The sequence below is a fragment of the Leptospira wolffii serovar Khorat str. Khorat-H2 genome, assembly GCF_000306115.2.
In the GTDB taxonomy this organism is placed as follows: Bacteria; Spirochaetota; Leptospiria; order Leptospirales; family Leptospiraceae; genus Leptospira_B; species Leptospira_B wolffii.
Window position 1 is genome coordinate 746,947 of sequence record NZ_AKWX02000020.1, and the last position, 23,470, is coordinate 770,416.

The 23,470-nt window shown below is 46.2% G+C and carries 21 protein-coding genes; 8 read left to right on the plus strand and 13 right to left on the minus strand.

The genetic code is table 11. The features are described 5' to 3' along the window. The first annotated feature begins 10 nt into the window (after nucleotides 1-10). Nucleotides 11-1,276 carry an amidohydrolase family protein gene (locus LEP1GSC061_RS16775; RefSeq protein ID WP_016546771.1) on the plus strand — a complete coding sequence of 422 codons (1,266 nt, stop codon included), beginning with the start codon at nucleotides 11-13 and terminating at the stop codon, nucleotides 1,274-1,276. Here LEP1GSC061_RS16775 and LEP1GSC061_RS16780 read toward each other — a convergent pair. Further along, nucleotides 1,248-1,883, minus strand: a complete 636-nt coding sequence (locus LEP1GSC061_RS16780) for a methylated-DNA--[protein]-cysteine S-methyltransferase (protein WP_016546342.1) — start codon at nucleotides 1,881-1,883, stop codon at nucleotides 1,248-1,250. The genes LEP1GSC061_RS16775 and LEP1GSC061_RS16780 overlap by 29 nt on opposite strands. Before the next feature lie 226 nt (nucleotides 1,884-2,109). Here LEP1GSC061_RS16780 and LEP1GSC061_RS16785 point away from each other — a divergent pair, with 226 nt between their 5' ends. Next, a complete protein-coding gene (locus LEP1GSC061_RS16785) occupies nucleotides 2,110-2,904 on the plus strand; it encodes an SDR family NAD(P)-dependent oxidoreductase (protein ID WP_016546401.1) in 795 nt (264 codons plus the stop codon). Next, the gene (locus tag LEP1GSC061_RS16790; protein WP_016546394.1) at nucleotides 2,904-3,914 is read left to right on the plus strand and encodes an LLM class flavin-dependent oxidoreductase; all 1,011 of its coding nucleotides are present in this window, start codon (nucleotides 2,904-2,906) and stop codon (nucleotides 3,912-3,914) included. The genes LEP1GSC061_RS16785 and LEP1GSC061_RS16790 overlap by 1 nt, the downstream gene beginning before the upstream one ends. Before the next feature lie 31 nt (nucleotides 3,915-3,945). Here LEP1GSC061_RS16790 and LEP1GSC061_RS16795 read toward each other — a convergent pair whose 3' ends face one another. The 3 genes from LEP1GSC061_RS16795 to LEP1GSC061_RS16805 all read right to left on the minus strand — a co-directional run bounded on the left by LEP1GSC061_RS16795 (nucleotide 3,946) and on the right by LEP1GSC061_RS16805 (nucleotide 8,046). Further along, nucleotides 3,946-5,127, minus strand: a complete 1,182-nt coding sequence (locus tag LEP1GSC061_RS16795; protein WP_016546020.1) for an acetyl-CoA C-acetyltransferase — start codon at nucleotides 5,125-5,127, stop codon at nucleotides 3,946-3,948. 39 nt (nucleotides 5,128-5,166) lie between these two features. Continuing rightward, on the minus strand, nucleotides 5,167-7,200 hold the full coding sequence (locus tag LEP1GSC061_RS16800; protein ID WP_016546142.1) for a neutral/alkaline non-lysosomal ceramidase N-terminal domain-containing protein: 2,034 nt from the start codon (nucleotides 7,198-7,200) through the stop codon (nucleotides 5,167-5,169). Nucleotides 7,201-7,269: 69 nt separating this feature from the next. Next, entirely contained in the window at nucleotides 7,270-8,046 is a 777-nt protein-coding gene (locus tag LEP1GSC061_RS16805; protein ID WP_016546670.1) for an acetoacetate decarboxylase family protein, read from the minus strand. Nucleotides 8,047-8,208: 162 nt separating this feature from the next. On the opposite strand from LEP1GSC061_RS16805, the gene LEP1GSC061_RS16810 reads away from it, so the two are divergent. Next, nucleotides 8,209-8,823, plus strand: a complete 615-nt coding sequence (locus LEP1GSC061_RS16810; RefSeq protein WP_040509340.1) for a TetR/AcrR family transcriptional regulator — start codon at nucleotides 8,209-8,211, stop codon at nucleotides 8,821-8,823. Continuing rightward, nucleotides 8,820-9,737, plus strand: coding sequence for an alpha/beta fold hydrolase (locus LEP1GSC061_RS16815; RefSeq protein WP_016546496.1), 918 nt, complete (start codon nucleotides 8,820-8,822; stop codon nucleotides 9,735-9,737). Before LEP1GSC061_RS16810 ends, LEP1GSC061_RS16815 begins: the two co-directional genes overlap by 4 nt. A 5-nt stretch (nucleotides 9,738-9,742) precedes the next feature. Here LEP1GSC061_RS16815 and LEP1GSC061_RS16820 read toward each other — a convergent pair whose 3' ends face one another. The 3 genes from LEP1GSC061_RS16820 to LEP1GSC061_RS21735 form a co-directional block, all read right to left on the minus strand. Continuing rightward, nucleotides 9,743-10,078 carry a rhodanese-like domain-containing protein gene (locus tag LEP1GSC061_RS16820; RefSeq protein WP_016546600.1) on the minus strand — a complete coding sequence of 112 codons (336 nt, stop codon included), beginning with the start codon at nucleotides 10,076-10,078 and terminating at the stop codon, nucleotides 9,743-9,745. Between the two features lie 25 nt (nucleotides 10,079-10,103). Next, nucleotides 10,104-12,047 (minus strand): ABC-F family ATP-binding cassette domain-containing protein, encoded by a 1,944-nt coding sequence (locus tag LEP1GSC061_RS16825; protein ID WP_016546247.1) that lies wholly within the window; start codon nucleotides 12,045-12,047, stop codon nucleotides 10,104-10,106. A 75-nt stretch (nucleotides 12,048-12,122) separates the two neighbouring features. Next, a complete protein-coding gene (locus LEP1GSC061_RS21735; RefSeq protein ID WP_016546619.1) occupies nucleotides 12,123-12,290 on the minus strand; it encodes a hypothetical protein in 168 nt (55 codons plus the stop codon). Between the two features lie 142 nt (nucleotides 12,291-12,432). Here LEP1GSC061_RS21735 and LEP1GSC061_RS16835 point away from each other — a divergent pair, with 142 nt between their 5' ends. Beyond that, on the plus strand, nucleotides 12,433-12,879 hold the full coding sequence (locus LEP1GSC061_RS16835) for a DoxX family protein (RefSeq protein ID WP_016546404.1): 447 nt from the start codon (nucleotides 12,433-12,435) through the stop codon (nucleotides 12,877-12,879). A gap of 86 nt (nucleotides 12,880-12,965) precedes the next feature. Here LEP1GSC061_RS16835 and LEP1GSC061_RS16840 read toward each other — a convergent pair whose 3' ends face one another. Both LEP1GSC061_RS16840 and LEP1GSC061_RS16845 read right to left on the minus strand, forming a co-directional pair. Next, nucleotides 12,966-14,021, minus strand: coding sequence for a FecR family protein (locus LEP1GSC061_RS16840; RefSeq protein WP_016546075.1), 1,056 nt, complete (start codon nucleotides 14,019-14,021; stop codon nucleotides 12,966-12,968). Between the two features lie 152 nt (nucleotides 14,022-14,173). Continuing rightward, on the minus strand, nucleotides 14,174-14,728 hold the full coding sequence (locus LEP1GSC061_RS16845) for an RNA polymerase sigma factor (protein WP_040509051.1): 555 nt from the start codon (nucleotides 14,726-14,728) through the stop codon (nucleotides 14,174-14,176). A 138-nt stretch (nucleotides 14,729-14,866) separates the two neighbouring features. Here LEP1GSC061_RS16845 and LEP1GSC061_RS16850 point away from each other — a divergent pair, with 138 nt between their 5' ends. Continuing rightward, the gene (locus LEP1GSC061_RS16850) at nucleotides 14,867-15,682 is read left to right on the plus strand and encodes an LA_0442/LA_0875 N-terminal domain-containing protein (protein WP_016546567.1); all 816 of its coding nucleotides are present in this window, start codon (nucleotides 14,867-14,869) and stop codon (nucleotides 15,680-15,682) included. Nucleotides 15,683-15,685: 3 nt separating this feature from the next. Here LEP1GSC061_RS16850 and LEP1GSC061_RS16855 read toward each other — a convergent pair whose 3' ends face one another. The 4 genes from LEP1GSC061_RS16855 to LEP1GSC061_RS16875 form a co-directional block, all read right to left on the minus strand. Beyond that, nucleotides 15,686-16,843, minus strand: coding sequence for a DUF1554 domain-containing protein (locus LEP1GSC061_RS16855; RefSeq protein ID WP_016546256.1), 1,158 nt, complete (start codon nucleotides 16,841-16,843; stop codon nucleotides 15,686-15,688). Between the two features lie 125 nt (nucleotides 16,844-16,968). Beyond that, nucleotides 16,969-18,069, minus strand: coding sequence for a DUF1554 domain-containing protein (locus LEP1GSC061_RS16860; RefSeq protein WP_016546354.1), 1,101 nt, complete (start codon nucleotides 18,067-18,069; stop codon nucleotides 16,969-16,971). 196 nt (nucleotides 18,070-18,265) lie between these two features. Next, nucleotides 18,266-19,315 carry a DUF1554 domain-containing protein gene (locus tag LEP1GSC061_RS16870; protein WP_016546671.1) on the minus strand — a complete coding sequence of 350 codons (1,050 nt, stop codon included), beginning with the start codon at nucleotides 19,313-19,315 and terminating at the stop codon, nucleotides 18,266-18,268. Between the two features lie 224 nt (nucleotides 19,316-19,539). Then, entirely contained in the window at nucleotides 19,540-21,576 is a 2,037-nt protein-coding gene (locus tag LEP1GSC061_RS16875) for a hypothetical protein (RefSeq protein ID WP_016546385.1), read from the minus strand. Between the two features lie 248 nt (nucleotides 21,577-21,824). On the opposite strand from LEP1GSC061_RS16875, the gene gpmI reads away from it, so the two are divergent. Beyond that, a complete protein-coding gene (gene gpmI / locus LEP1GSC061_RS16880; protein ID WP_040509057.1) occupies nucleotides 21,825-23,468 on the plus strand; it encodes a 2,3-bisphosphoglycerate-independent phosphoglycerate mutase in 1,644 nt (547 codons plus the stop codon). The last annotated feature ends 2 nt before the right edge of the window (nucleotides 23,469-23,470 follow it).

Consider the following 23,470-nt stretch of genomic DNA (forward strand, 5'->3'; position numbering starts at 1 on the left):
CTTTGGTTTTATGAACCGATCGATTCGTAGAGTTTCCGGCAGATTCCAAGACAGCAAGGGTTCCTTTCTTGCGACGATCGAATTGGATCCTAACGGATTGATTCTATTCGTACAGAAAGACGTTCTTATTTCCGATCCGAAGGAAGACGAGCTAAGCTTCGATCCGAAGCAATCCTTCATATTCTCCGGGTTCGGAGATATTCACGTTCATGCGAGAGAGGATGAATCCCAAAAGCATATCTATAAGGAAGATTTTGTTTCTGCGGGACTGGCGGCGATCAACGGAGGAGTGATCCAGATTGCGGACATGCCGAATAATCCGATTCCTCCCACGGACGACGAAACGTACGCAAAGAAGAGGTCCTTAGCGGATCGTTCCCCCGTTAGAATCACTTTATATGCGGGAATCGGGCCGCATACGAAACCTTTGAGGACTCATGTTCCTTATAAAGCGTTTATGGGGCCTTCCATCGGAGAATTGTTTTTTCACTCCAACGAGCAGTTGGAGGATACTATCCAAAATTATAAAGGTTGCAACGTTAGTTTTCATTGTGAGGACCCCGAGATTCTGGAAAAGAGTCAGAACGAAACTTACCACGAGGACCGTAGGCCTCCGGTCGCGGAAACCCTGGCTACAGACTTTGCGCTTTACCTTATTGAAAAATACGATCTCGTAGGAAAGCTTTGCCATTATTCTACGGAAGACGGTTTGCATAAGATCATCTCCGCCAGAAAGAAGGGGGTAAAAGTGAAATGCGAAGTGACTCCCACTCATCTCTATTTCGATCGGACGATGCTCACGGATGAGAATCGACATTGGTTCCAAATGAATCCTCCTTTACGGGGGCCGGAAGACAAGAAGGCGCTCTTGCAGGGAATCAAGGACGGGTGGATCGATTTTCTTGCGACGGATCACGCTCCCCATTCGATTCCGGAAAAGTTGAAAGGCACTTCCGGTATTTCCCAATTGGATACGTATTCCTTATTCGTAACTTGGCTACATAAGGAAGGAAAAGTAAGCTTAGAGAAGATTTCGGAAATCTGTGCGGAGAATCCTGGAGAATTCGTGAACGAGTTTCTTCCGCAAGAATATGGTAAGGGATTCGGAAGATTAGAACCTGGCTACTGCGGAAGTTTTACCGTCCTGGATTTCGAAAATCCGACTCTATTCAAAAAAGAAGATATAAAGAGTAAGAGCGGTTGGTCTCCTTTCGAAAACGTCGTTTTTCCGGGAAGCATCGTATCGGTTATTCATCGGGGAAAAAAGGTAAAGTAGGGGAGTCGGAATTTTTTCTTTCCAGTTCGAGAAGGAACTTCTTTCTCCAGAGTCCGCCTCCGTATCCTATTAAGTCCCCGTTCTTTCCTATGATCCTATGGCAAGGGATCAGTATCGCGATCCGATTTTCTCCGTTCGCCTTGGCTACCGCGCGGATGGCTTGCAAATCTCCGACTCGAATCGCCTGAGCCTCGTAGGAATTTGTTTGTCCGTAAGGAACGGAAGCGAGAGCCTTCCAAACTTTTTGTTGGAACTCCGTACCTGGGGTTACAAGCGGAGTATCGAATTCTTTCCTTTTTCCTTTGAAGTATTCGTATAATTGATTTTCTAATCCGGAAAAGATCGGACTTTCCCCAAGCACGATCCCCGAACGGAAATATTTTCCCAATCTAGGGAGTTGGAGCTCCAACCTTTCTTTTTCGGTGAATTCTAAAAAGCATAAGCCTTCTTCCGTGGCTCCCGCTAATAATATTCCGATCGGAGTGGAGATGAATTTTGCGAGGACCGGCTTTCCCTCGGCTTCCGAATGTCCTATTCTTCCGGAAACCCTTTCGAAAAGAATTTGGTAATCGGAAAAATCCAAGTCTATTCGGGGCTGTTTTTCCATACTTTGCGCTTCCGATCGCCGAGCCTTACGGGCTGAAATGAATTGGAATTCGAAAATCCACTCCGATCAAATCCTTTTTATTCTACTCTTAAGCCTATAAGAAAGAATGCGAGGTTGCATGAGAATAACGCCGACCGAAGTATCAAAAGGAAAAGATTCCGTTTTTCGAATATCCCGCGACTAAACCCGTCTAAAAATTAGAAAACTCGGGAGAATGGAATCTGGAATGGATACCCAACTGAAAAATAAAACCGCCTTAGTAACCGGCTCTACGGCAGGTATTGGACTCGCTATTGCAACCGGCCTAGCGAGAGAAGGTGCGAACGTAATCGTAAACGGAAGAACGAAAGCAAGGGTAGAAGAGGCGATCGCTTTGATAAAAAAAGAAGTTCCGGGAGCCTCCGTCCAGGGAATCGAAACCGATTTTTCCAAGAAAGCCGAAATAGACGGAATCATATCAAAATTTCCGAATGTAGATATTCTTGTGAATAATGTGGGAATTTTCGAGCCCAAGAATTTTACAGATATACCCGACGAGGATTGGAATCGATTCTTCGAGGTAAACGTATTGAGTGGTGTCAGACTTTCCAGAGCTTACTTACCAAGTATGCTGAAAAAAAATTGGGGAAGAATCCTATTCATTTCCAGCGAATCCGGCGTGCAAATTCCGGAGGAAATGATCCATTACGGAGTCACCAAAAGTGCTCAGATTTCCTTGGGTAGAGGGCTCGCGGAACTGACCAAAGGTACGAATGTAACCGTGAATTCCGTACTACCCGGACCAACAAGATCAGAGGGAGTCGAAGGCTTCCTACAAAATTTGGCGAAGCAGCAAAATACGGATCTGAACTCCGTCGAAAAAGCTTTCTTCCAACAGGCAAGACCTAGCTCGTTAATCCAAAGATTCGCTACCGTGGAAGAAGTCGCCAACCTGGTCGTTTATCTGGCCAGTCCATTATCCTCGGCCACGAACGGTGCGGCTCTTAGGGTGGATGGCGGCGTCGTTAAATCTGCGTTCTAATGGTTCGACTTAGTGTTTTAGATCAATCTCCGATTCGAAAGGGAGGAACGGCCGCGCAAGCGGTTCGTGAATCCGTAGAATTGGTCAAGCTTGCGGATAAGCTCGGCTATTCCAGATATTGGGTATCGGAACATCATAATATTCTAGGATTGGCCGGCTCCTCCCCGGAGGTTTTGATTTCCCATTTGGCGGGTGAGACAAAAAGGATTCGAGTCGGTTCGGGAGGCGTCATGCTTCCCAATCATAGCACTCTTAAGGTCGCGGAAAATTTTCGCATGTTGGAGACTTTGTTTCCCGGAAGGATCGATTTAGGCCTCGGGAGAGCTCCGGGAGGGGACAGGCTTACCGCAGCAATATTAAATCCTTCTAATAGTTTTGTTCAGAACGATTTTGTGCAACAGATTATGGATCTACGGGATTTTTTGACCGATCATGCCGAGCCTGAGTCCATCCAAGAGAAGGTGAAGGCGATTCCTATCTGCGAGACCGTTCCGGAGATGTGGATGTTGACTTCCAGCGGGGAAAGCGGACTTCTCGCGGCCCACTTCGGAATGTCCTTATCCTTCGCGCAATTCATCAATCCTACCGGAGCGAGGGCTACGATCCAAGCTTATCGGGAAAGATTTCGACCTTCCCGGTTTCTGGATTCCCCGCGGGCCAGTGTCGGTATCTTCGTTCTATGTGCGGAAACCAAGGAAAAAGCCGACGAGTTGCAAGCCGTCATGGATCGGCAGCTATTGAATATAGAGAAAGGAATTAGTGAAGGCGTTCTTTCTTACGAGGAAATCAAGCCCTATGTTTATTCCGATATAGAAAAGGCGAGGTTGCTATTCAATCGGGGACGAATGATCGTAGGAACTCCCGATATCGTAAAACAGAGGATATTGGATTTAACGAGGGATTGCGGGATCGAGGAAGTCGTGGTCACGACTATCACTCACGATTTCAAAGACAGAATTCGCTCTTATGAACTCTTAGCGGAAGCGTTCGGTTTGGAAAGAACAGAGTGAGTCTTTCCAAACCGAGACGTAGAACTTGAAATTAGGCTTCCGGGTTTTCCAGAACCAAAGCGATTCCTTGGCCGCCTCCGATACAAAGGGAAGCGACTCCGTATTTCGCCTTTCTTCTTCTAAGCTCGTATGCCAAGGTAATGGTGACTCTGGCACCGCTTGCCCCCAGCGGGTGTCCGATTGCCACCGCTCCTCCGTTCACATTCGTGATTTCCGGATTGAGTCCTAGTTCCTTTTGGACCGCGAGATACTGTGCCGCAAAAGCTTCGTTTACTTCCACAAGGCTCATATCGGAAAGTTTGAGACCCGCTTTCTTGAGAGCGATCGGAATAGCCAATGCGGGACCGATTCCCATTTTAGCCGGATCGCATCCTGCGTGTCCGTACCCTCTGATGATCGCCAAGGGTTTTTTTCCGATCTTCTTAGCGTAAGAAGCGGAAGTCACGATCGTTGCCGCCGCTCCGTCGTTCAAACCGGAAGCGTTTCCGGCAGTGACCGTCCCACCTTCGCGGAACGCGGGCTTGAGTCCGCCCAATTTTTCGATGGATGCGGCTCCTTTAATAAATTCATCTTTTTCTAATGTTATAGGTTTCTTTCCACCCACGGTTACAGGAAGAATTTCCTCTTTCAGTCTACCTTCTACCGTCGCCTTTTCGGCTCTGGTTTGGGAGATTCCCGCCCATTCGTCCTGCTCGCTGCGGCTGATCTTGTACTGGTCCGCCAAATTTTCCGCAGTGGCTCCCATGATCAGGCCGACGTATTGGTCCGTGAGTCCTTGTTCTAGAGAATCCTCGAATTCGGAGGAACCGTATCTAACTCCCCATCTCGCGTTACGCACCACATAGGGAGCGTTACTCATGGATTCCGATCCGCCTGCCAGGACAGCATCCGCCTCGCCCAAATAGATTTTTTTGGCGGCTTGGATGATGGCTTCCATTCCCGAACCGCAGAGTCTGTTGAGAGTCAGGGCCGGAACGGTTTGCGGGAGGCCGGTTTTTAATCCGATATGTCTTGCAAGGTAAATCGCTTCCTTTCCTGTAGGAACTACGTTCCCGAAAATCGATTCTCCGATATCGCCGGGGTTTACTCCGGTTCTTTCCAATACGGATTTGGAAACTAATACTCCCAAATCCACCGCGCTTACATCCTTTAAGGTTCCTCCGAAATTTCCGAAGGCCGTACGGATTCCGTCTAGTATTACCGCTTCTTCCATCTTATATCTTCCTAAATAATATAAATCTTTCCCGGAAACTTATTTTAATTCTAGTTCCGGGCAAGTTGCCGAGAAGGGGACCGCAACTCCGTCTTCGCCCAAGTAGGACGAGGAATGTTTAAGTCTATAGGAGCCGGGAAAGTCCCCTTTTTCCGTCTGCCAGTATAGGATTGCTTTGTCCTCTAAAAACGGAAAGAAGGATTTTTGGAAAACGAATTTAGTCGACCAGTCCGCGTCGGTATATGTCGCGATCCATTTTTCCCCCACTTTCCTTTCCACATCGAAATAGGATTTTTGCTTCGGATAAGCCTCATTCGGATTTACGGTCGTTACCTCGCAGGATACGAGTTCTCCTGATTTTGCGGAGCTCGCATTCGGCGTCACTACATGCGAAGAGAAGGACTTTCTTTTTCCTCCTCTCGGGATCTCGGTGGTTATGACGCTCGCACTCAAATCCTTAGGCAGGGGGCCTTGCAGGCTGGTCTTTTCCTGCAGTAAATCTTTTGCAAGGCGATCGTATTCCTGTCTAAAAAGATCCAGACTGAAGGGGCCATGCAAAGTGTGACCGCCCTCGTACTGTTGTGTGGAATATTCTTCCTTTGTGGTGATATAACCCGCGAAATCGTTAGTCAAACCGGAGAGAGCGATCTCTCGCACCTTATCTCCGAGCACTTTTCGGACGACGTCCTTCATTCTTCTACTGGACATGGTCGTTACTTCGTTCGGAGATACGATCAATCCGAAATCCCCGATGGTCACTAAGCCGATCGGTAGGATTTGCGATAAGGAAGGGTCCGGTTTGGTCTCCCCCATGGGAAAAAGGATCGCTTTCGGCTTTTGGCATTCTCTAAGCTCTTCCGTGGGAGACTGCAGTAGGAAAGAAGCCAATAGATCTATATAGAATTTTCTATCCTCGTCCTTCATTCCTTCGTGAAAGAGAAAATGTCCTCCGCCTTCTTCGGTAGAACCGGCGGCTAACGCGTATCCGTAGGCGGAAGTGCAAACCTTTTCGTCTTTACCTGTTCCGGAGAATTCCTTTCCGACTATCGAGTTGGGCATGTCCAAGAAGGATTGGGCGAAACTTAGGCCGGAAGGTAAGGATCTGAGTTTTTCGTCGTTTAAGATCTGGGCACTTGCGGTGTACTGTCTTTCGCCGATTATTCTGGTACTCTCGAACATATCTTTACCCGGCCCGGTATTGTCCAGATTCAGATTCGGAGTGACGTCTCCTTCGTTTGCTTGGGCGAAGATGGCGGTAAAATCCTTTTGCCCTCGTTTTGCGGCTTCGGATTCCGCCAAATAAGATGCGTATCCTTTATTATCGGTCGAAATGAGGTGGTTATTGAAGGTCATATTCGTGGTATGAACTCCGAACCAATTCACGAATCCGACGGCACCCTTACGAGTATTTACTACGATTTGTATCATGGTTTTATCCACATTCGAATCGTATTTCTTACGCTCTTCTTCCGGATTCGCTTCGTATGCGATCGCCGATCTATTTACGCCGGCTCCTTCCACCTTTGCGGTTCCGATCAGTAATTGAGCGGGCTCTTTCTTAGAATACGCTTCTTTAACCGATTGAACGATTCCGTTCACGATTACGTTGTAATATTCCGGAAAAAATTTGGTAGTGTATATGGAATTCTTAATATAATGGAAGAAACCCGCAGGTGCGCTATGAGTATGGGATGCGTTCAGTAAAACGTTCGCCAAATTGAACGAAGGATCCACTTCCTTTTTAAGTCTCGCGACCACGTCTCTTTGGACTTCATGTGGAACACCGCCCAATTCAGAGGTAACATATGCGAGAAGCTTGCCCGATTTTACGTCCTTGATAACGAGCGCTCTCGCGAATTGTCTCAGGTGGATTCCCTCTCCCTTTTGGCCTTCTTGTGCGTAACCCCAGAACATGATTCCCGTAGGAGGTCCTGTGATATCCGCTTTGGCCATTCCCGCCTCGAAGGGGAAATCTTTAGGGAGAGGTTTCGCCCGTCCGTTAGGAGCGGATTCCAATCCCAAAAATGAGAAGAATATGAAGCAAAAAATCGATGCCCTGGCGGCTCTAAACATGGTATGACTCCGTTCTACATGGTCGTTAGGTCGATTTTAATATCAAATTTTTCGAATATTCTTTCTTTTCTAATCCACGATTTCGGCAACGGGGAATACCAGATTGAACGGCGAGGCGCCGATTCCGGTTTTGAATCCTCCACCTTTTATGAAGTCGGGGAAAACGCTTTCGTCGGTCCAAATCGATTCTATTCTCGCGAACTTTCCTTTTCCTTTGCCGATAAACGCCGTGCTGAGACGGCTTCCATCTTCCGCTTTTTGTAGAAGTACGTAAGGTAGTACGGAAGTTGTGACCGGAAATCCGAAACCCAGAGTACGGATGGAAATCTTAAAGAAAGTTTTCCCGTTTCGAGAGACTTCGATATGCGTAAAGGGGCCTTTCTTTTCCCATTTAAAATCCGCTCTCTCTTTAGGGATGGCCCAATTGCGGATTCCTTCCTCAACGGAAGTCTGGCTGGAAACGAATATTCTAGTGATCCGCTTATAATTTCTGTCCTTGTACTCGAAATTTCCGGGGATATATAGTAATTCATAATATGGACCGACGTCGGACCTTTCGTAATTTACTAGCATCAAGGAACCGATTCCGCCTCGATAGGATTTGCGATCCTCGTCGTCGAAGAATCCCATTTCGGAATTGTAGGACTTCCTGCCGAATAGGGGGAAAAGAAAGCCTTCTCCCGTTAAATTCCAAGGAGCGGGAAAATGTCCCCTAGAGAGGCTCGCGATTTTTTGATTGGTGTCTGTGGCTTTTTTGGGAGATTTGGATGCCGTTTTAGCTGCTTTTTGCGGGAGACCGACTGTTTTTTTCTTCGGCTTAGTCTTTGTATTACCGGTAGATTTCATGCGATGGATCCGTTTCTGTCTTTTTTGGTGCTATCCTGTGAAAAACCCCGAATTTGAAAAGGAAACTCTTGAACATCTTGCCTATTTTTGGGATAACTGGACATTGGGGATAGCGTTCGGAGCCGATCTATGCCTCCGGACCGCGATCTTAAGGCAAAAACTATGACCGCAGTAGCTACACGTCCTAGACGACGTACTAGAAACAGTTTAAATAAAGAATCCATTGTTCAAGCAGCCTTGGACATATTGAACGAAGAGGGAATCGACGGTCTATCCATGAGACGGATCGCCGAAAAATTGGACTGTAGCGTGGCCAGTCCGTATTCTCATTTCAAAAGCCAACAGGATATTATAAAAATTATCATATCCCAAGGAGAGGCTCAGCTCACCGAAACATTAAGGGCCGCACGGCTCAATGGAAATTCTTGTTATCAGAAATTGACTTTGATCGCTAGAGCGTATTACGACTTTTCCGGGAACAACCAAGAACTTCATAAGGTGATGTTCAATACCGTTCACGGGCATATGCATCGTAAAGCTTTCCCGAAATTGCCGACGAGTTATCGGGTTTTTTTGGAAACGATTCGAGCGGGCGTTCGTTCCAAGGAGTTTCGAATTCGGGAGGAGGATTATCCTTCTCTTGCTAGGACCATGTATTCCTGGATGTACGGAATCATCGTTTTGGATATGACGGGAATGCTGAAAAAAAGAGGTATGGGCGATCCTCTCGACGAAGGTTTTTTATTCTTTCGTAAAATACTTTTAGGCGAAGAATGAAACGCAGACTATTCCCGATCGGAATCGCGGGACTAGTTCTCGTAATTTCGATTCTGCCTTTTCTTAGATCGTTCGAAGATTCCGAATTGAACGAAGTGGCTCGAGCAAGCGCAAAGGGAAGTTTTGTCACTCTCGCGAAAGGCACAGTCCATTACGAACTTGCGGGCCCCGAAAAAGGAAAGCTTGTCGTTCTGGTCCACGGATTTTCCACTCCGTATTATATTTGGGATCCGGTAGTTGAGTCTCTATTACATTCCGGTTATAAAGTGCTTAGATTCGACCTATACGGCCGGGGATACTCCGATCGCCCGGATACGGTCTATAAGATGGATCTGTTCGTTTCGCAAATCGAGGATCTATTAAATTCTCTTCATATTCAAGATTCATTCGATATCATGGGTCTTTCCATGGGGGGACCGATCGTGGCCGCTTATACCGGAAAGAATCCGAGCAGAGTGAAGAAAGTCGTTCTGGTGGATCCTTTTTCACAAACCACGAGTATCTTTCCCCTCAATCTGCCCTGGATCGGCGAGTATTTGAATACTACCGTTTATATTCCTTCCCTACCGAAAGGAATATCCAAGGATTTTGTGGATCCAAGCAAGGTGCCTAACGACTGGGTAGAAGGTTATAGAAAACAGATGAGTTTCATCGGTTTTAGAAGGGCCATTCTATCCACACTTAGAAACTTAATCGTCAGAGATCCTAAAGTTCATTTCGAAAGCTTGGCTCTGGCGAAAAAACCCGTATTAATGTTTTGGGGAGAAGAGGATAAGACCACTCCCTTGGAATCCGGAGCTTATCTGAGAGAATTATTGAAACCCAAATTCGTTTTAGTGAAGAGCGCGGGGCATCTACCTCATGTGGAAAAACCGGAAGAAGTACTTCCGGTCATTTCTTCGTTCCTAAAGTGAGCGTTTCAGTATTTAGCCAAAGAAGAATCCACATCGTCCGAATATTGTAGGATTCCGCCTTCCAGATTGAATACTTTACCGAAACCTACGCTTTTTAAGAACGCGCAGGCGTTTCCGGATCTTCCTCCGGAGCGGCAGTAAACGATTAGATCCTTTCCGGAATTCTTCCAAGAATCCAATTCGCCAACTCTTCCTGGGAGTTCGGTGACGGGGATCAAGAGATCCGTTCCTTCAATGATCGAAATCTCCTGTTCGTTCGGATTTCGAACGTCCAAAAGATAGAAATCGTCCTTTCCCGATTTGCGTGCATCCAGTCTTGATTTAAGTTCGATAGGGTTCATTCCGTTTCCTGTATTCGTTTATTCTTTAGACAGCAGAAGAAAGTTCTTCCATCTCCAATTGGAGCTTTTCCCAATTTTCGGTGAGGCGGGAAATCTCCGCCTTTGTCTCGTTATAAGTGTCCAATTCCATCTGATAACTGCGCTTTTTATAGAATTCCGGATCGGCTAACAGCTCTTCCGAATTCGCTTTATTTTTTTCAAGCAGGGCGATTTTCCCTTCGATTTGCTCGATATCCTTTTGGATTTTCTTCAGGCGATTCTTATCCGAATTCTTTTGGGACCGACTCTTGTCTTTCTGAGAATCTTTTTGATTTAGCTCGCTCGAGCTCCGAATTTCTCCCTCCGCCTGGAGATCTTCCGGGGGAAATCTAAGATAATCGGAAAAGCTGGAATTCAGGTCTCGGATCTTTCCGCCGGAAACGGAAACGGTTCGAGTGCAAAGATCCTTCAGGAAATCCGGATCGTGAGAGATGACCAATACCGCGCCGGGATAAGCTTGCAGTGCCCTTTTCAGATTGTCCCGAACCACCAAGTCCAAATGATTCGTGGGCTCGTCCAGGAATAGAGTATTTGAGGAGAATCTTACAAGCAAAGCGAGTCTGAGACGACTTTGCTCGCCACCGGAAAGCAATCCTACTTTTTTGAATACCCGGTCGTCGCTAAAGGAAAAATAACCTAGGAGTTTGCGCGCTTCCACATCCGGGAGATCCGGATAAACGGAGAGAACCGTTTCCAATAGGGTCTTATCGGGATCCAGATCTTCATGATGGTTCTGTGAAAAATAACCGATCTTGGTTTTGGGTCCGAATGTGACGGTTCCTTTAGTTAATTTATGAATTCCTAATAAACATCTGAGGAAAGTAGATTTTCCCGCTCCGTTGGGGCCGATGACCGCGATCTTATCGCCTGTGGAAACATGCAACTCGGCGTTTTCGAAGATTTTCTTCTCCTTTCCTTCGTAGTGGAATTCTCCTCCTTCGATTCGGAAAGATAGATTACCGCTGGGGGTAAAGTTGAATTGATAATCCGTTTTGGAATTCCAAAAGGACTCTTCCGGAGCATCGACTTTCTCCCTTTTCTCCAATCTCTTGATGACGCTTTGGACCGCTTTCGCCTTTGTAGCCTTGGATCGGAAACGTTCTATCCATTCGGTTCTCTGTTTGAGATAAGCCTCTTCTTTTTTGAATTGAACGCGTAATTTATCCAGTAGTTCGTTCTTATGTTCGAAATATTCCTCTAAGGTTCCTTTGAATTCGAGTACTCCGGAAGGATTCAGTTCCGCGATGGTGTCCGAGGTCGCATTCAAAAATTCCGGATCGTGAGTAACGAGTACGAAGGAACGATTCGTACCGCGTAAATATTCCGCCAGCCAATCTTTGGACGCATGATCCAAGTGATTTGTGGGTTCGTCCAAGAGAAGAAGGTTTCCCGGGTTTAGGATGGCTATCGCGAGTCCTAACCTGTGTTGGTATCCCGGAGAAAATTCCTTTACCTTTTTTTCCATCTGTTCGTTAGAGAAGCCTAATCCGCCGATGATTTTGCGGGCCTTGGCTTCTAATTCGTGTACTCCGTAGGTAAAGGCGTATTCTTCCAGGGCGCTTTGCTCTTCCAACAGGTCGTTGAAGGCGGGAGAATCGTGATCCGTAAGATTCATCTTTTCCCGAATTTCTTCGGAACGTTTTACATATTCGTTATAATGTTTATGTTTGGATAAGGCGGTATCGATCACCTTGGCTTCGAAATCGAAATCCGGAATCTGTTGGAAGAGCGAAATCTCCGCATGTTTGGATCTGCTGACCAAACCTTCTTCAGGAGCTAACTCGCCGGTTGCCATACGGAACAACGTGGACTTACCGGAACCGTTCGGTCCTACGAGAGCGATTTTGGATCCCGGTTTGATATGCCAGGAGAATTTTTCGAAAAGGGTGGAGCTACCGAACCGGTGCTTTATATCGATAAATTGTAGCATGGTTCTTGGAAAATTAAGAGAGGCGATCCCTCCACCCGAGCAGGCGGAGGGTTTTAACGGGATGTTAAGTAGTGCTTACTTCTTTTTAGCGAGTAGTTCTTCCTTTCTCGCTTTAAGATGTTGTACGTACTTGCTCGTTTCCCCATTCATCTTCTCGACGGCGTTTTTCAGGGCTTGATCCAGCTCTTGAGCACTCATCTTGTTGACTTTCTTGTTCTTCTTTTCGGCTGTCTCTTCAGACATAGGTACCTTCCGATGCGTTCGTATTGCCAAAATTTCCGGAAACGGGCGTTTCGACAACCTATTTTGGCCCGGATGGCTCTCGTTGGATTGGTCGAAAATGGCTGGAATCGACGCTACAAATGGATTCCAATGAGAAAGACTCATGCTGTATCATTTTTTTCAGACTTCTTCGGGGTATGCGCCTCTGTTTCTTAGATTAGCCTTGGCCGTATCCATTTTCCCTCACGGGGCTCAAAAGGCCTTGGGATGGTTCGACGGGGCCGGCTACCAGGCAGCCATGGAATATTTTACCCAGACCTTAGGTGTCCCTCATTTCTTAGGAGTCCTCGTAATCGTATTCGAATTTGTAGGAACTCTCGGACTGGTTCTCGGATTCTTGACCCGCTTTTGGGCCCTAGGACTTGCGGTTACTTTAACCGTCGCCGGTTTTACTCATATTGAATTCGGATTCTTTATGAATTGGTTCGGCGATAAGGGAGGAGAAGGTTTCGAATACCACATACTCGCAGTCGGCATGAGTCTTTCTCTTTTGATTTTCGGGGCAGGGTCCTTCTCTATCGATAAGAAATTAGGAGAATGGTCCGTATAGAAAATGTAGGAACAACGGTCTCGAAATAAAAAACCCGGAGTGTTTCACTCCGGGTTCGAAATAGAAAAGGAGGCTTTCCTAATCGATCAGTAGACGATCTTATCCACTGAATTCTCGTCCAGGATATAGGACCCTTTCAATGTTTGGACGATTAGTTTTCCTTTCTTTTGGGAAACCACAACGCCTCTTAACTCACGACCGTCCTTCATTATGATACGTTCGATGCTTTTATCGTAGAGTTCTTCGAGCTCTTGTTCTGTCTTAGCGGTTTTTAAGTTTTGAGTGGTTTCGAGAACTTCCTTATCCAGTCCGCCCAAGTTCTTACGCATCTCTCCGTATTCCGGAAGAGATTTTTTGGTTCTAGCGGCATCTTCGGATACTTGAGATTCATCGGTGGTGACCACGATCAGTCCTCCGCCGTTCAGCACTTTTTGAGTTTTATCGCGAACGAGAGGAGTAACTTCGACGGATCCTTCCACAACGAAGACCGATGATTCGGTAGAAGAGGCGTTCACTTCGAAGGATGTTCCTCTAACCGCAGCTACGACTGTGGGGGTGTCTACGAAATAGTTGGAGTTCTTCTTTTCCTTCTCGACCAAGTTCAGAATTTTTCCCGAAACAAGGGACAGTCTTACTTGGGAGGAATCGGTTTGTCTCAAACCTTTTAGAATCAGTTCGGAATTTTCCTTTAAGCGAATTACACTGGAATCGGTGAGTCCGATGTCCACCGCACCGCCTTTTCCGGTGACGATTCTATCACCTTCCGAAAGTATATCACCTAAATGTAATTGAGTCGGAGCGTCCTTATGAGTCTTAACGTCCCCGATCACAAAGACGACCGCCGCTTTTAGAAGAACTCCCTCTGCTACTGGAGCCGGAGTTTCTTTCTTGAAAACCGTAAAGTAAGAGCCGATTCCGATCCCGACGATCAAGACCGCCGCAGCGGCCAAAAACCAAACTTTGTTTTTGGACTTTAATTCCACTACATTGTTTTGTGTAGGAGATTGCATGATATTTGCCTCCACTGTTAAGCGGGGAGACTTGCCGATCCAGTTAGGATCGAAATCAGGAGCCTTAGAGATCGGTTGGATATTTTTCAGGACTTCTACGAATGTTTGAAATTCAGGGTTCATTCTATCCATCCTTTTAATACCGTTTCCCGATCCGGAGCCTAAGGGGTTTAACCTGCCCGCTCAGTTGGACTAACAAACTGCTTCCGACTTCCTTGCTCGTTTTTTTGGGGGGTATGGCTTTTTTGACGAAAAGAATCGATTGTTCGAAATACATAAAATCCTTAAGATTTCAAAAAAGAAGAAGGTTGAAACCCCTTCCTTTTACCTTCCTGGAGGAGATGCTTTTCGGCTCTTTCCAATAATCTAGAAACGCCTGAAACGGAAAGATCCAATACCTGAGCGATTTCTTCCAGTTTGCAATTCTGGGAATACCTCAGGTCGATTGCCGTTCTCTGCTCTTCCGGTAGGGTGCTTAATAATTCGCTTAGCATTTTTCCCAGATTTTGGGCTTCGATATCATCCAAGACCTGGCCCTCGGGTCCTTGCGCTTTGGATCCGAATACTACTGAGCTTTCTTCGCCGACGAGGGAGACGTTCTTTTGGTAGTAGGACTTGCCATGATTGATCATCAGGTTTCGGGCGATGCGGAATAGGATCATCCGGGATATTTGTTCGTCCGGGATATCCTTGCCGGTATAGTGCTTAAAGAAGTTTAAAAATGTATCCTGTAGGAGGTCCAATGCAGTCGATTCGTCCCGGATCGAACGGCGAATAAATGAAAACAAGTGGTCCTTATTTTTATTGTATAGTTTTTCGAAAAACAAGGTCTCGGACACGGTAAAATAGAAAGTTTTTTCCTACGGTCTTTTTTCAAGTAAATTCGGTTTTTTCTTGTAGAAAGCGAACCCGATTTAAAAGGTATAGGCAAACGAATTTTCGTCTGTAATCAAACAAATCCTGGATTAAATAGAAGTATGGCCTACCGCTGGCTTTTAACACTCTGTCTCGTATTATTCACTTCGAACCTATTGGCTTCTAGCCTAACCCTGAAAAATGGAAAAGTTTTACAAGGAAAGGTCGTCAATCAGACCAGAACGGAAGTACAGATCGAAGTGGACGGTAAGGTTCTAACGATTCCAAAGACGGATATCGTGGAGTTGAATCTCAAGGATACCCCTAAACAGGAACCCAAGAAAGAACCGGTTAAGGAAAAAGCTAAGGAAGAACCGGTAAAGCAACCGGAAGAGCCGATCGGTTCGAAATGGTATAATAAGCCTCGTTGGAGTTATTCCATTCGTTCCGCCGTTGTACCGGGTTGGGGATTCTGGAAAGCCGACAGGAAATATCTTGCAATCGGGACGTTTATTCTATTTGCAGGAGCGGCATATTCCACCGCGCATACTCAAAGTGCCTTTAACTCCGCAAAGAACGCATACGAACAGGGAGCGACTAATTATTTCGCTTATGCGTTGAGCGATCCCGTTCTGTCTAGCCCGAGCAATACTACTCAAAGGTTGGTTCTTGCTTTTCTCGTAAATAAAGGCCCTTATAATCATTACCAGGGTCTCGCCGGAGAAGGAAATAACTATCAGTACGTTCTCGGACTGGTTTACGGCCTACAAGTATTATATTCTTATTATTTAGGAACGAAGGCTGAGCAAGCCGCCGGAATTTCGGAAGGACCTAATTCCGGATTTAAATTTAGCGTAGCCCCGTCCTACCAGCCTATGATCATAGGTGGAAACGGTTTGGGATGGAACGGAGAAGTTAGATACGACGTCCGGTTCTGACCTTTATTGAGCTACGCATAGAAAATTGCGTTTTAGCGAACAAAGAGAAACGCTCGGGCCTGCCGCAGGTCCTATTCCCAATTGCTTGGAGATCAGATTTACATCCAAAGCGGAAAGATCCCCGTAATAACCGGTGATGGAGGTTCCGGCGGTATCGCTCCAAGATGCCGCACTGCTTTGGCCGTTTAGAGCGGCGCATTCACTTACGGTTACAGTTCCGGATCCCCAGGATGAATTCAGTCCGGTCCATAATGTTCCGCTACCCAAGGCTTGAGTCAATGCGGGATTAAATCCGTAAATACCGGAAGAATCGGTCGTGAATAATTTTACGTTATTTCTGCCGAAATAGTAGGTCGTAGATACCGCCAACGGCCAGGTTCCGGAGAATTGCAAACCTCTTAATTTAGAAGCGGAACGGTTGGCGGCCGCGCTCACACTGATTACGGCTTTATATGTCGCGGAGCTCGGAAAAGTTCCTGGCTTGTCGCTCGAATTATTGCAGGCGGCGTCGGCGATATCGATAGCTGCGTCGCTTAATTTTCCGTCAAAAGCGAAATTGCCCGGCCAACCTTTTCCTCCGTTAGTCGCTACAAACGCACATTTTTCGGTGTCTGTGGTCTTAAGAGTAAAATATTGAGGCACATTCGTGATCGTGTCGGTCGCGATTAACACGTAGTCCTGTTCGATACAATCCGCATCGATTAAATAGAAGGAAATCGTAACTACGTTCGCCTGCTTCGCCGGATCAAAGGTAAAACTATTATTGGTGGGAGGCGCTCCGTTTATATACAGTATGGGAATGGAGCTCGTATTATTAGTCGCGAAATTGAATGTGACAGTCTCACCTTTTTGAGCATCCAAAGCATTTGCCAGTTCAAATGTAATCGTATTTGTTCCTACGCGAACTCCTTCCGGGATCGTAGGGGGCGTAGTGGTAAGACCTCCGTTCGCATCCATTTGCTGTAAAGCGATGGGAGAACCTCCGAGTACAATGCTAGGGTCTTGCATTACGAGAGCGGAGACGGGGCTCTTGCTACCGTCTAAATCCACGCTTTTTGCGCTATTGCAGGCGGACAAAAAGACAGAATATAAAAGGAAGAGGCAAAAAGTCAGTTGGGAACGATAGAAAACCATGTTTTCCTCCCTCATTCGCTTATTCATGGGGAATTCCCCGACCCTTTATAACAAAGTTGGTCGGAACTTGTTGCTCTTTTTTTATCCGGTTAGGAAAAAAATAAATTCCTTATCGACTGGCCCTGGAAGGGCTGTAGGAGAATGTAAGAGATCTACTGTTCCACACAAAGTAAGTAACGAGATGTGTTACAAGATTGCAAGTCCAGACCCGTCGAAGTCGTACTAAATTTGGCGATCGCCTGATAATAGATTTCGTTTAATAACCCATAGCTTCCGGTTAATGCGCTGGCGCTATACCAAGAATAAGCGAATTGTCCCGCTCCGCCGGCACATTGGGTTTGAGAAGGAGTTCCTATCCCCCAGTTGCTGTCGGAGAATCCGGTCCAAATGGTTCCCGCTCCCCCGAAACTATTTTCTAAGTGGTTCTCGTTGGCAAAATCCGGATGTGTTCCCTGGTAGGCTAGATCGAAGATTTTCGTGTATCCGCCTCGGCCGAAATATCGAATAGCGGTATAAGGCGCGCTAAAGACCCAATTGGTGGAAAGAGTACGAGTCGCAGCTCCGTTAGGCGCACTGGAAACTACGATCATCGCTTTAAACGTGGGAGAATTTACGTTCATAGCGGCGGGAATATTGGACGCGCAGATTGCATCCGCAGCTTCCACCGCGCCACCCAAGGAATTATTGATATAATTATTTGCGAAAGATCCGCTGTATCCCCATCCGCCGTTCGTGGCTACGAACGTACATTTATCCTCATCCGTGGTATGGAGCCGAATCCATTGGGGAATATTGGAAACGGTATCGACCGCAATGATAAAATAATCCTGTTTGATGCAGTCCTCATCCTGAGCGAAGTCGATCAACATATAGATACCGCTTTTTTGCTCATCGTAAGAAAAATAATCCTTATAGAATCCGTTGGCATCATGTCCGGAAATGGAGATCAAGGGAGAGCTTGGATAGAAAACGAACTCCGCTTTTTGGCCGGATTGCGATAAAGGATTCGTGAGAATTAAGGTAAATTCCATCTCCGAGTTTTCGTATACCGTGGGTACGTAAACGGAGCCTGCGTCTCCTTGGACTTGGATAGGATAAGTAGGTCCTAAGAGAAGCGATAGATTTATGTTGAGAATTCCGCCGAGACTGTTCGGCTTACTTGCATCTAATGCTGTGCTATTGGCGGTATTACATCCGACAAGGAGGATAGATACTAAAATTGCAATATATAAATAAAACGATCTTCCTTCCATAACCTACATATCCACCTAAACGTTCGATTCGGACTAAAAATCCCCTGTATAAAGGAATAAACAAAAGAGCTCTCGAAAAAATGAACGAATTTTTGGGTTTCAGAATGATTTAAAGGAAAAAAAGAATAAGGAAATATCTTTCTGACCGCCCTTCTTTCGGGCGATCGGATCTTTTCGAACGTATTTCCAATGAGACTTAAGGAGAATACACGCAAATGAAGGTAGAAGGCGATTCCGTAGCACTAGAGCAGGTTTGTATATTTGCACGGGCTGCATCGTTCGGAGAAATGCTCGGCGCTCCGATGGCTCCCGAATCGGTGGAAGTCGTACTCGGTTTCCAGCTCTCCGAGCCTTCCGGATTCATGCAAGATTCGAAGGTTTGGGAACCCCATCCGGAGTTCATTCCGGTCCAGTATCCGTTAGAGGTTTCGCTAAAAGGGTTATCGAAATTTACCCCCGGCGTCCAAGTATTGGGGGGCCAACTTCCTGAATTCTGAAAGATCTTTACCCAAGACCCGTCGGCTTGTTGGCGTACATATTTCTTACCGGATCGGAAGAATGAGGTAGAAGAAAGAGCTTCTCCCGGATTTCGATTTCCTTGGCTTGCGGAAACGGCCGCTACCATGGCCTTGTACTTAACCGGAACTCTAGGAAGGCCTTTTTGAATCGCCAATTGCTCGCAGGTAGCGTCCATTTGGGTCAGACCGCCTAGGTTAGGCGCTGCGGTAGGAGCGGATTCGAATACGCAATAATCTCCATCTAACACGGTAAAGGTGTAGGAATGTTCATCGCCGGTGGAAGTTCTACGAATTCGAACCGAAAATCTGTCTCCCGGACGATCCAAACAATTATCGTCGTCGGAACCCAGAGCAAAGCCGATATTCTTCACAGTTTCTCCTTGGAGTAATGTGAAGTTATCGTATCCTACGAAGGCGGGAGTCTGGACCGTAGTTACGTTTTCGAAACTCATCGTAAAAGTTTCGTCGGAAGAAAATGTGCCGGGAAAATTCAAATCGATATAGCTATTTCCCGCGTCGTAAAAGGAATTCACGGAAGGACTAGGAAAACCTTCGGGAAGAGTCTCACCCCCCGAACCGGGAAGCTCGATCGACAAAAGAAATCCGGTAGCACTACCGCTTGCATCTATGTTTACCGGTTTGGCGTCGTTACAAGAAGACAAAAATATCGAAAGTAGAAGGATTTCGGATAAGATAATTCTTCGAAATAGACGTGATATATACTTCATAAAGACGATTTACTATGGAATCCTTTTAACGGTCTCTTCCGGAAGCTTGTGACAAAGCGTTTCTTCTTCCAACAAATTAAATATGAGGTTTTGCTCACTTTTTTGTCCGATTTCTTTTTTCTCGGATACTTGGAATTCCCGATCCTCTTTCGTATAGAGATTTCTGCTAGCTAAAGAATCGTAAGTTTTTTAGGATATTTCGGGAAGAGATGTAGGAGAGAGAATCAATTCTCTCCTGCATTCGGTTTCTTCAGTTTATCGATCTCTTTGCGGAAGGATTCGAAAGGATCGTCGCTTGCGGGTTTATCCGTCTTTTGCGCTCCTGCCGATTTCTCGGGGCCTTTATGCGAGGAGAACCAATCGTCTATATGTTTTACGACTTTGACGATTCGATTTCGAGCGTCTTCCTCTTCGTTGGTTCTGACCTTATTTTGTAGGACTTCTAATCTTTCCGTGAGAGTCTTATGTAATTCTCTGGCTTTGCTTCTGAAGTTTTCGTCCGCCGGATAGCAAAGTACCTGTTCGTATTTTTCCTTGGATTTTTCCCAGTTTAACAAAACGAATTTTTCGCGGTCCAATATTTGGTAGAAAAGATCGGCGGGAAATTCGGGAAGGATTCCTTGGATTTCCGAGGAGGTGGGCGGGAGTTGTTTTCGAAAATAATATCCGTCCATCGCGGAGAATATCTTACTTCTCTGTTCCGCAATTCGGATCTTTTCCTCTTCCTTGATTCTGTCCTGAATGCGGACCTGCTCCTCTTTCTTGGCGGCCTCATGGTTCTTGGCTTTCAGAAAATTCTGTTGGGTTCGGATTTTTTCCTTTGCCTGGGCGAAGAAAATATCTTGCAATAGTCGACCTATCCCCAGCCAATCCAAAATGGAATAGTACCAAGGGAAATAGTCCATATAACCTTTTCTTAATACTTTTCCGTACGCTCTTACGAGTTCCGGGTCGTTGAATATGGATTTGATTTGAGGCTCGTTCGATTCCACTAGATGGCGGACGCATAAAATCTTCCAGGCCTCGACTCCCACGGCGGCCCCCAGGCTCAGGATGATTTGCCTTACGCTATTCGGATTCTTATGGAAAAAGGCATGAATCGTCGTGGTTTTGGTTTCCCAAGTGGAATAGCCGATTTCTAAATCGTCGATCAACATTCTCTTGAGTTCGTCCGGATAAGATTTGAATTCCTTATCCGTCAGCAAGAGCACTTTTCGATCCCAGCGGGCGCCCTCAGCGACTAGATTCTTTTTGATTTCATGGAAACGATTTCTTTCTTTTTCCGCGGATTGCTTTTGTAATTCTTTTTCCGCCAACTCGGATAGAGAACGCATAAGCACCACGCTAAGCATTCCCGGAAATCCGGGGCTAGGATTACCGGAGGGGAGTGCGTTTGCAAAAGCTTCCGTTCTTGCCAATCGAAACTTGGTTGTTTCGGGATGCGAAGGATTGGAATAATATAACTTTTCTTCCATAGCGATTTTCTGGAACTCGTCATGAAGAGCGTATCGAAGTTGCTTTGCCGCCTTGGATTGCATGAAGTCGTCCACGTATTCCATAATCTGTACGGATTCTTTTGCATTACGAATTCCGAATAATCCATAACCTGGGACGTCCACGACCCTACCTTTTTTGAAAAGATCGTCCTCCAATTCGAACAGGAAATCTTTAACGAATTCCGGATTAGGGGAAATTCTAAAATGAGGATTGTTAAAGGACTCTCTCAAGTAGAGAAAAAGCTGGGGAAAAGGAGCTTCGCTTCTGGCGCCGGATTCCCAATCGTTTTCCAAATTATCCGAAAGCAGCGCCTTGTTGATTTCGGGTTTGCGATCCAAGTATCCTATGAGGGAAGTTACGGAATAGTCCAACACTTCCAGATAGATCCTGCTTAGGTCTAAAGATTCGATTTCGGGAAAGGCCGCATAGCATGGGCGTGCCTCGGGTTGCTTTTCATTATTATCGCTGACAAGATATGCTAACTGGGAAACGGTTCCGTCTTCGAGTAATCTCTTTAAATGTAGATCTATTTCCTTAGGAGAGAGTTCTCCTACTTCCGGAACTTTATGCTGAGGCTCGAAAAGTTGTCTTTTCTTTACATTCTTGAAAGAGGTAGCGCCTGCGACCGCCTTGTACACGGAGTGAGTCACCTTGTCGTTCATGTAATAGCTGACCACTTCGTTCAGCTTCTTCACTTTTAAGAAGGCTGGAACTACGGGATTACCCGTCATAGGGTCTAAGGGCTTGGGACCTTTGGGACTCATGTTTAAAATATCTTCGGAAGAAATAAATTATTAAAAATTTATCATATACAATCCTCTATTCGCTCGTATTAGGCGAATGGAATCTTAATATGATTGCAACCATCATATCTTGCGATTAGAACTCTTCCACCGAAAAACCGGGATTTGGCCTTATTTTTGGTAAAGTAGGTCTAAACCGAAGGACGTATGCCGAACTCATTACGCGAATCCTCTTGACGAGGGGCTTACTCGGGCTTTCCTGGAATGGAATGAACCTTAAGAAACAGTCTCCCTTCTCTCCTAGAAAAGTCCTATTCGTGATTTTGGACGGCGTTGGTTATACCCCTAAGGGTCCCGAATTCGGAAACGCGATCGCCGGAGCAAAGCTACCGTTTTTGAATCGGCTTTGGAAGGAATCGCCCACGGTTTATCTTAAAGCGCACGGAACCGCGGTGGGTATGCCTTCCGACGAGGATATGGGGAACTCCGAAGTAGGTCATAATGTACTTGGCTGCGGAAGGATATTCGATCAGGGGGCGAAGCTAGTTAGCAATTCCATCGCCGACGGATCGTTATTCGAAGGTAAGGCTTGGAAGGAGATCGTCGGAAACGTAAAGGAAAAAAACTCCGTCCTACATTTGATCGGATTATTTTCGGACGGCAATGTTCATGCACATATCGATCATACTAAGGCATTAATAGAAGGCGCCATCCGAGAGAACGTTTCTAAGATCCGACTGCATATTCTTCTAGATGGAAGAGACGTGCCGGAAAAATCCGCTTTGGATTATCTGATTCCTTTCGAAGAATGGCTCTCCTCTTTACGCTCGAAGGGCACGGACATCCGGATCGCTTCCGGAGGCGGAAGAATGACGATTACCATGGATCGCTACGAGGCGGATTGGTCCATGGTGGATAGAGGCTGGAAGATTCACGTAAAGGGAGAAGGTAGATTCTTCCCGGATGCAAAGACGGCTATAGAGACTTTCAGAAAAGAAGATCCGGCGGTGATCGACCAATACCTTCCTTCTTTCGTGATTGCGGAGAACGGAAATCCTGTAGGAAGAATTTCCGACGGAGACTCGGTGGTATTCACTAATTTTAGGGGAGATAGGGCCATCGAGATTTCCATGGCTTTTACCCAATCCGATTTCGATAAATTCGATCGCGGAAAATTGCCCGCGGTATGTTACGCGGGAATGATGCAATACGACGGGGATCTTCAATTGCCTGCCCGTTTTTTGGTAAGCCCTCCCGCGATCGATCGCACTTTGGGAGAATATATGGCTAAGTCCGGAGTTTCCCAATACGCGCTCTCCGAGACTCAGAAATACGGGCACGTCACATTCTTCTGGAACGGGAACCGCTCCGGAAAATTCGATTCCACTAGTGAAGATTATAAGGAAATCCCGTCAGACGTCATCCCGTTCGATCAGACACCCGAAATGAAAGCGGAAGCGATCACAAAGGAATTGGAAAGAGTTCTCGCGGAGAATAAGCACGACTTTTATAGGATTAATTTTCCGAACGGAGATATGGTGGGTCATACCGGAAATTACGCCGCTACGGTCAAGGCGATGGAATTCCTGGACGGATGTATGAGTCGATTGGCTGAAGCTTGCAAAAAAAGTAATGTAGTTTTGTTGGTGAGCGCCGATCACGGTAATGCGGACGAAATGTATCAATTAGACAAGAAAGGGAACGTTCAAACGGATAAATCCGGTCGTCCGGTGCCTAAGACTTCCCATACTTTGAATCCGGTTCCTTTCAGTATTTTGGATCCGGAAGGCAAGTTGAGCCTTAAAAAGGATCTACAGGAGTCCGGGCTGGCCAACGTAGCCGCCACGATTCTGGATATAATGGGATACGAGACTCCGGAAGAATACCATCCGAGTCTTTTAATCAAGCCCTAAAA

Bases quoted from the DNA above. Each gene is read 5' to 3' on its own strand.
- gpmI (WP_040509057.1), top strand. From the start codon at position 21,825: ATGAACCTTAAGAAACAGTCTCCCTTCTCTCCTAGAAAAGTCCTATTC.
- LEP1GSC061_RS16790 (WP_016546394.1), top strand. From the start codon at position 2,904: ATGGTTCGACTTAGTGTTTTAGATCAATCTCCGATTCGAAAGGGAGGA.
- LEP1GSC061_RS16855 (WP_016546256.1), bottom strand. From the start codon at position 16,843: ATGAATAAGCGAATGAGGGAGGAAAACATGGTTTTCTATCGTTCCCAA.
- LEP1GSC061_RS16840 (WP_016546075.1), bottom strand. From the start codon at position 14,021: ATGGATAGAATGAACCCTGAATTTCAAACATTCGTAGAAGTCCTGAAA.
- LEP1GSC061_RS16820 (WP_016546600.1), bottom strand. From the start codon at position 10,078: ATGAACCCTATCGAACTTAAATCAAGACTGGATGCACGCAAATCGGGA.
- LEP1GSC061_RS16835 (WP_016546404.1), top strand. From the start codon at position 12,433: ATGCTGTATCATTTTTTTCAGACTTCTTCGGGGTATGCGCCTCTGTTT.
- LEP1GSC061_RS16775 (WP_016546771.1), top strand. From the start codon at position 11: ATGAACCGATCGATTCGTAGAGTTTCCGGCAGATTCCAAGACAGCAAG.
- LEP1GSC061_RS16860 (WP_016546354.1), bottom strand. From the start codon at position 18,069: ATGGAAGGAAGATCGTTTTATTTATATATTGCAATTTTAGTATCTATC.
- LEP1GSC061_RS16805 (WP_016546670.1), bottom strand. From the start codon at position 8,046: ATGAAATCTACCGGTAATACAAAGACTAAGCCGAAGAAAAAAACAGTC.
- LEP1GSC061_RS16825 (WP_016546247.1), bottom strand. From the start codon at position 12,047: ATGCTACAATTTATCGATATAAAGCACCGGTTCGGTAGCTCCACCCTT.
- LEP1GSC061_RS16815 (WP_016546496.1), top strand. From the start codon at position 8,820: ATGAAACGCAGACTATTCCCGATCGGAATCGCGGGACTAGTTCTCGTA.
- LEP1GSC061_RS16875 (WP_016546385.1), bottom strand. From the start codon at position 21,576: ATGAGTCCCAAAGGTCCCAAGCCCTTAGACCCTATGACGGGTAATCCC.
- LEP1GSC061_RS16800 (WP_016546142.1), bottom strand. From the start codon at position 7,200: ATGTTTAGAGCCGCCAGGGCATCGATTTTTTGCTTCATATTCTTCTCA.
- LEP1GSC061_RS16795 (WP_016546020.1), bottom strand. From the start codon at position 5,127: ATGGAAGAAGCGGTAATACTAGACGGAATCCGTACGGCCTTCGGAAAT.
- LEP1GSC061_RS16870 (WP_016546671.1), bottom strand. From the start codon at position 19,315: ATGAAGTATATATCACGTCTATTTCGAAGAATTATCTTATCCGAAATC.
- LEP1GSC061_RS16850 (WP_016546567.1), top strand. From the start codon at position 14,867: ATGGCCTACCGCTGGCTTTTAACACTCTGTCTCGTATTATTCACTTCG.
- LEP1GSC061_RS16780 (WP_016546342.1), bottom strand. From the start codon at position 1,883: ATGGAAAAACAGCCCCGAATAGACTTGGATTTTTCCGATTACCAAATT.
- LEP1GSC061_RS16785 (WP_016546401.1), top strand. From the start codon at position 2,110: ATGGATACCCAACTGAAAAATAAAACCGCCTTAGTAACCGGCTCTACG.
- LEP1GSC061_RS16810 (WP_040509340.1), top strand. From the start codon at position 8,209: ATGACCGCAGTAGCTACACGTCCTAGACGACGTACTAGAAACAGTTTA.
- LEP1GSC061_RS21735 (WP_016546619.1), bottom strand. From the start codon at position 12,290: ATGTCTGAAGAGACAGCCGAAAAGAAGAACAAGAAAGTCAACAAGATG.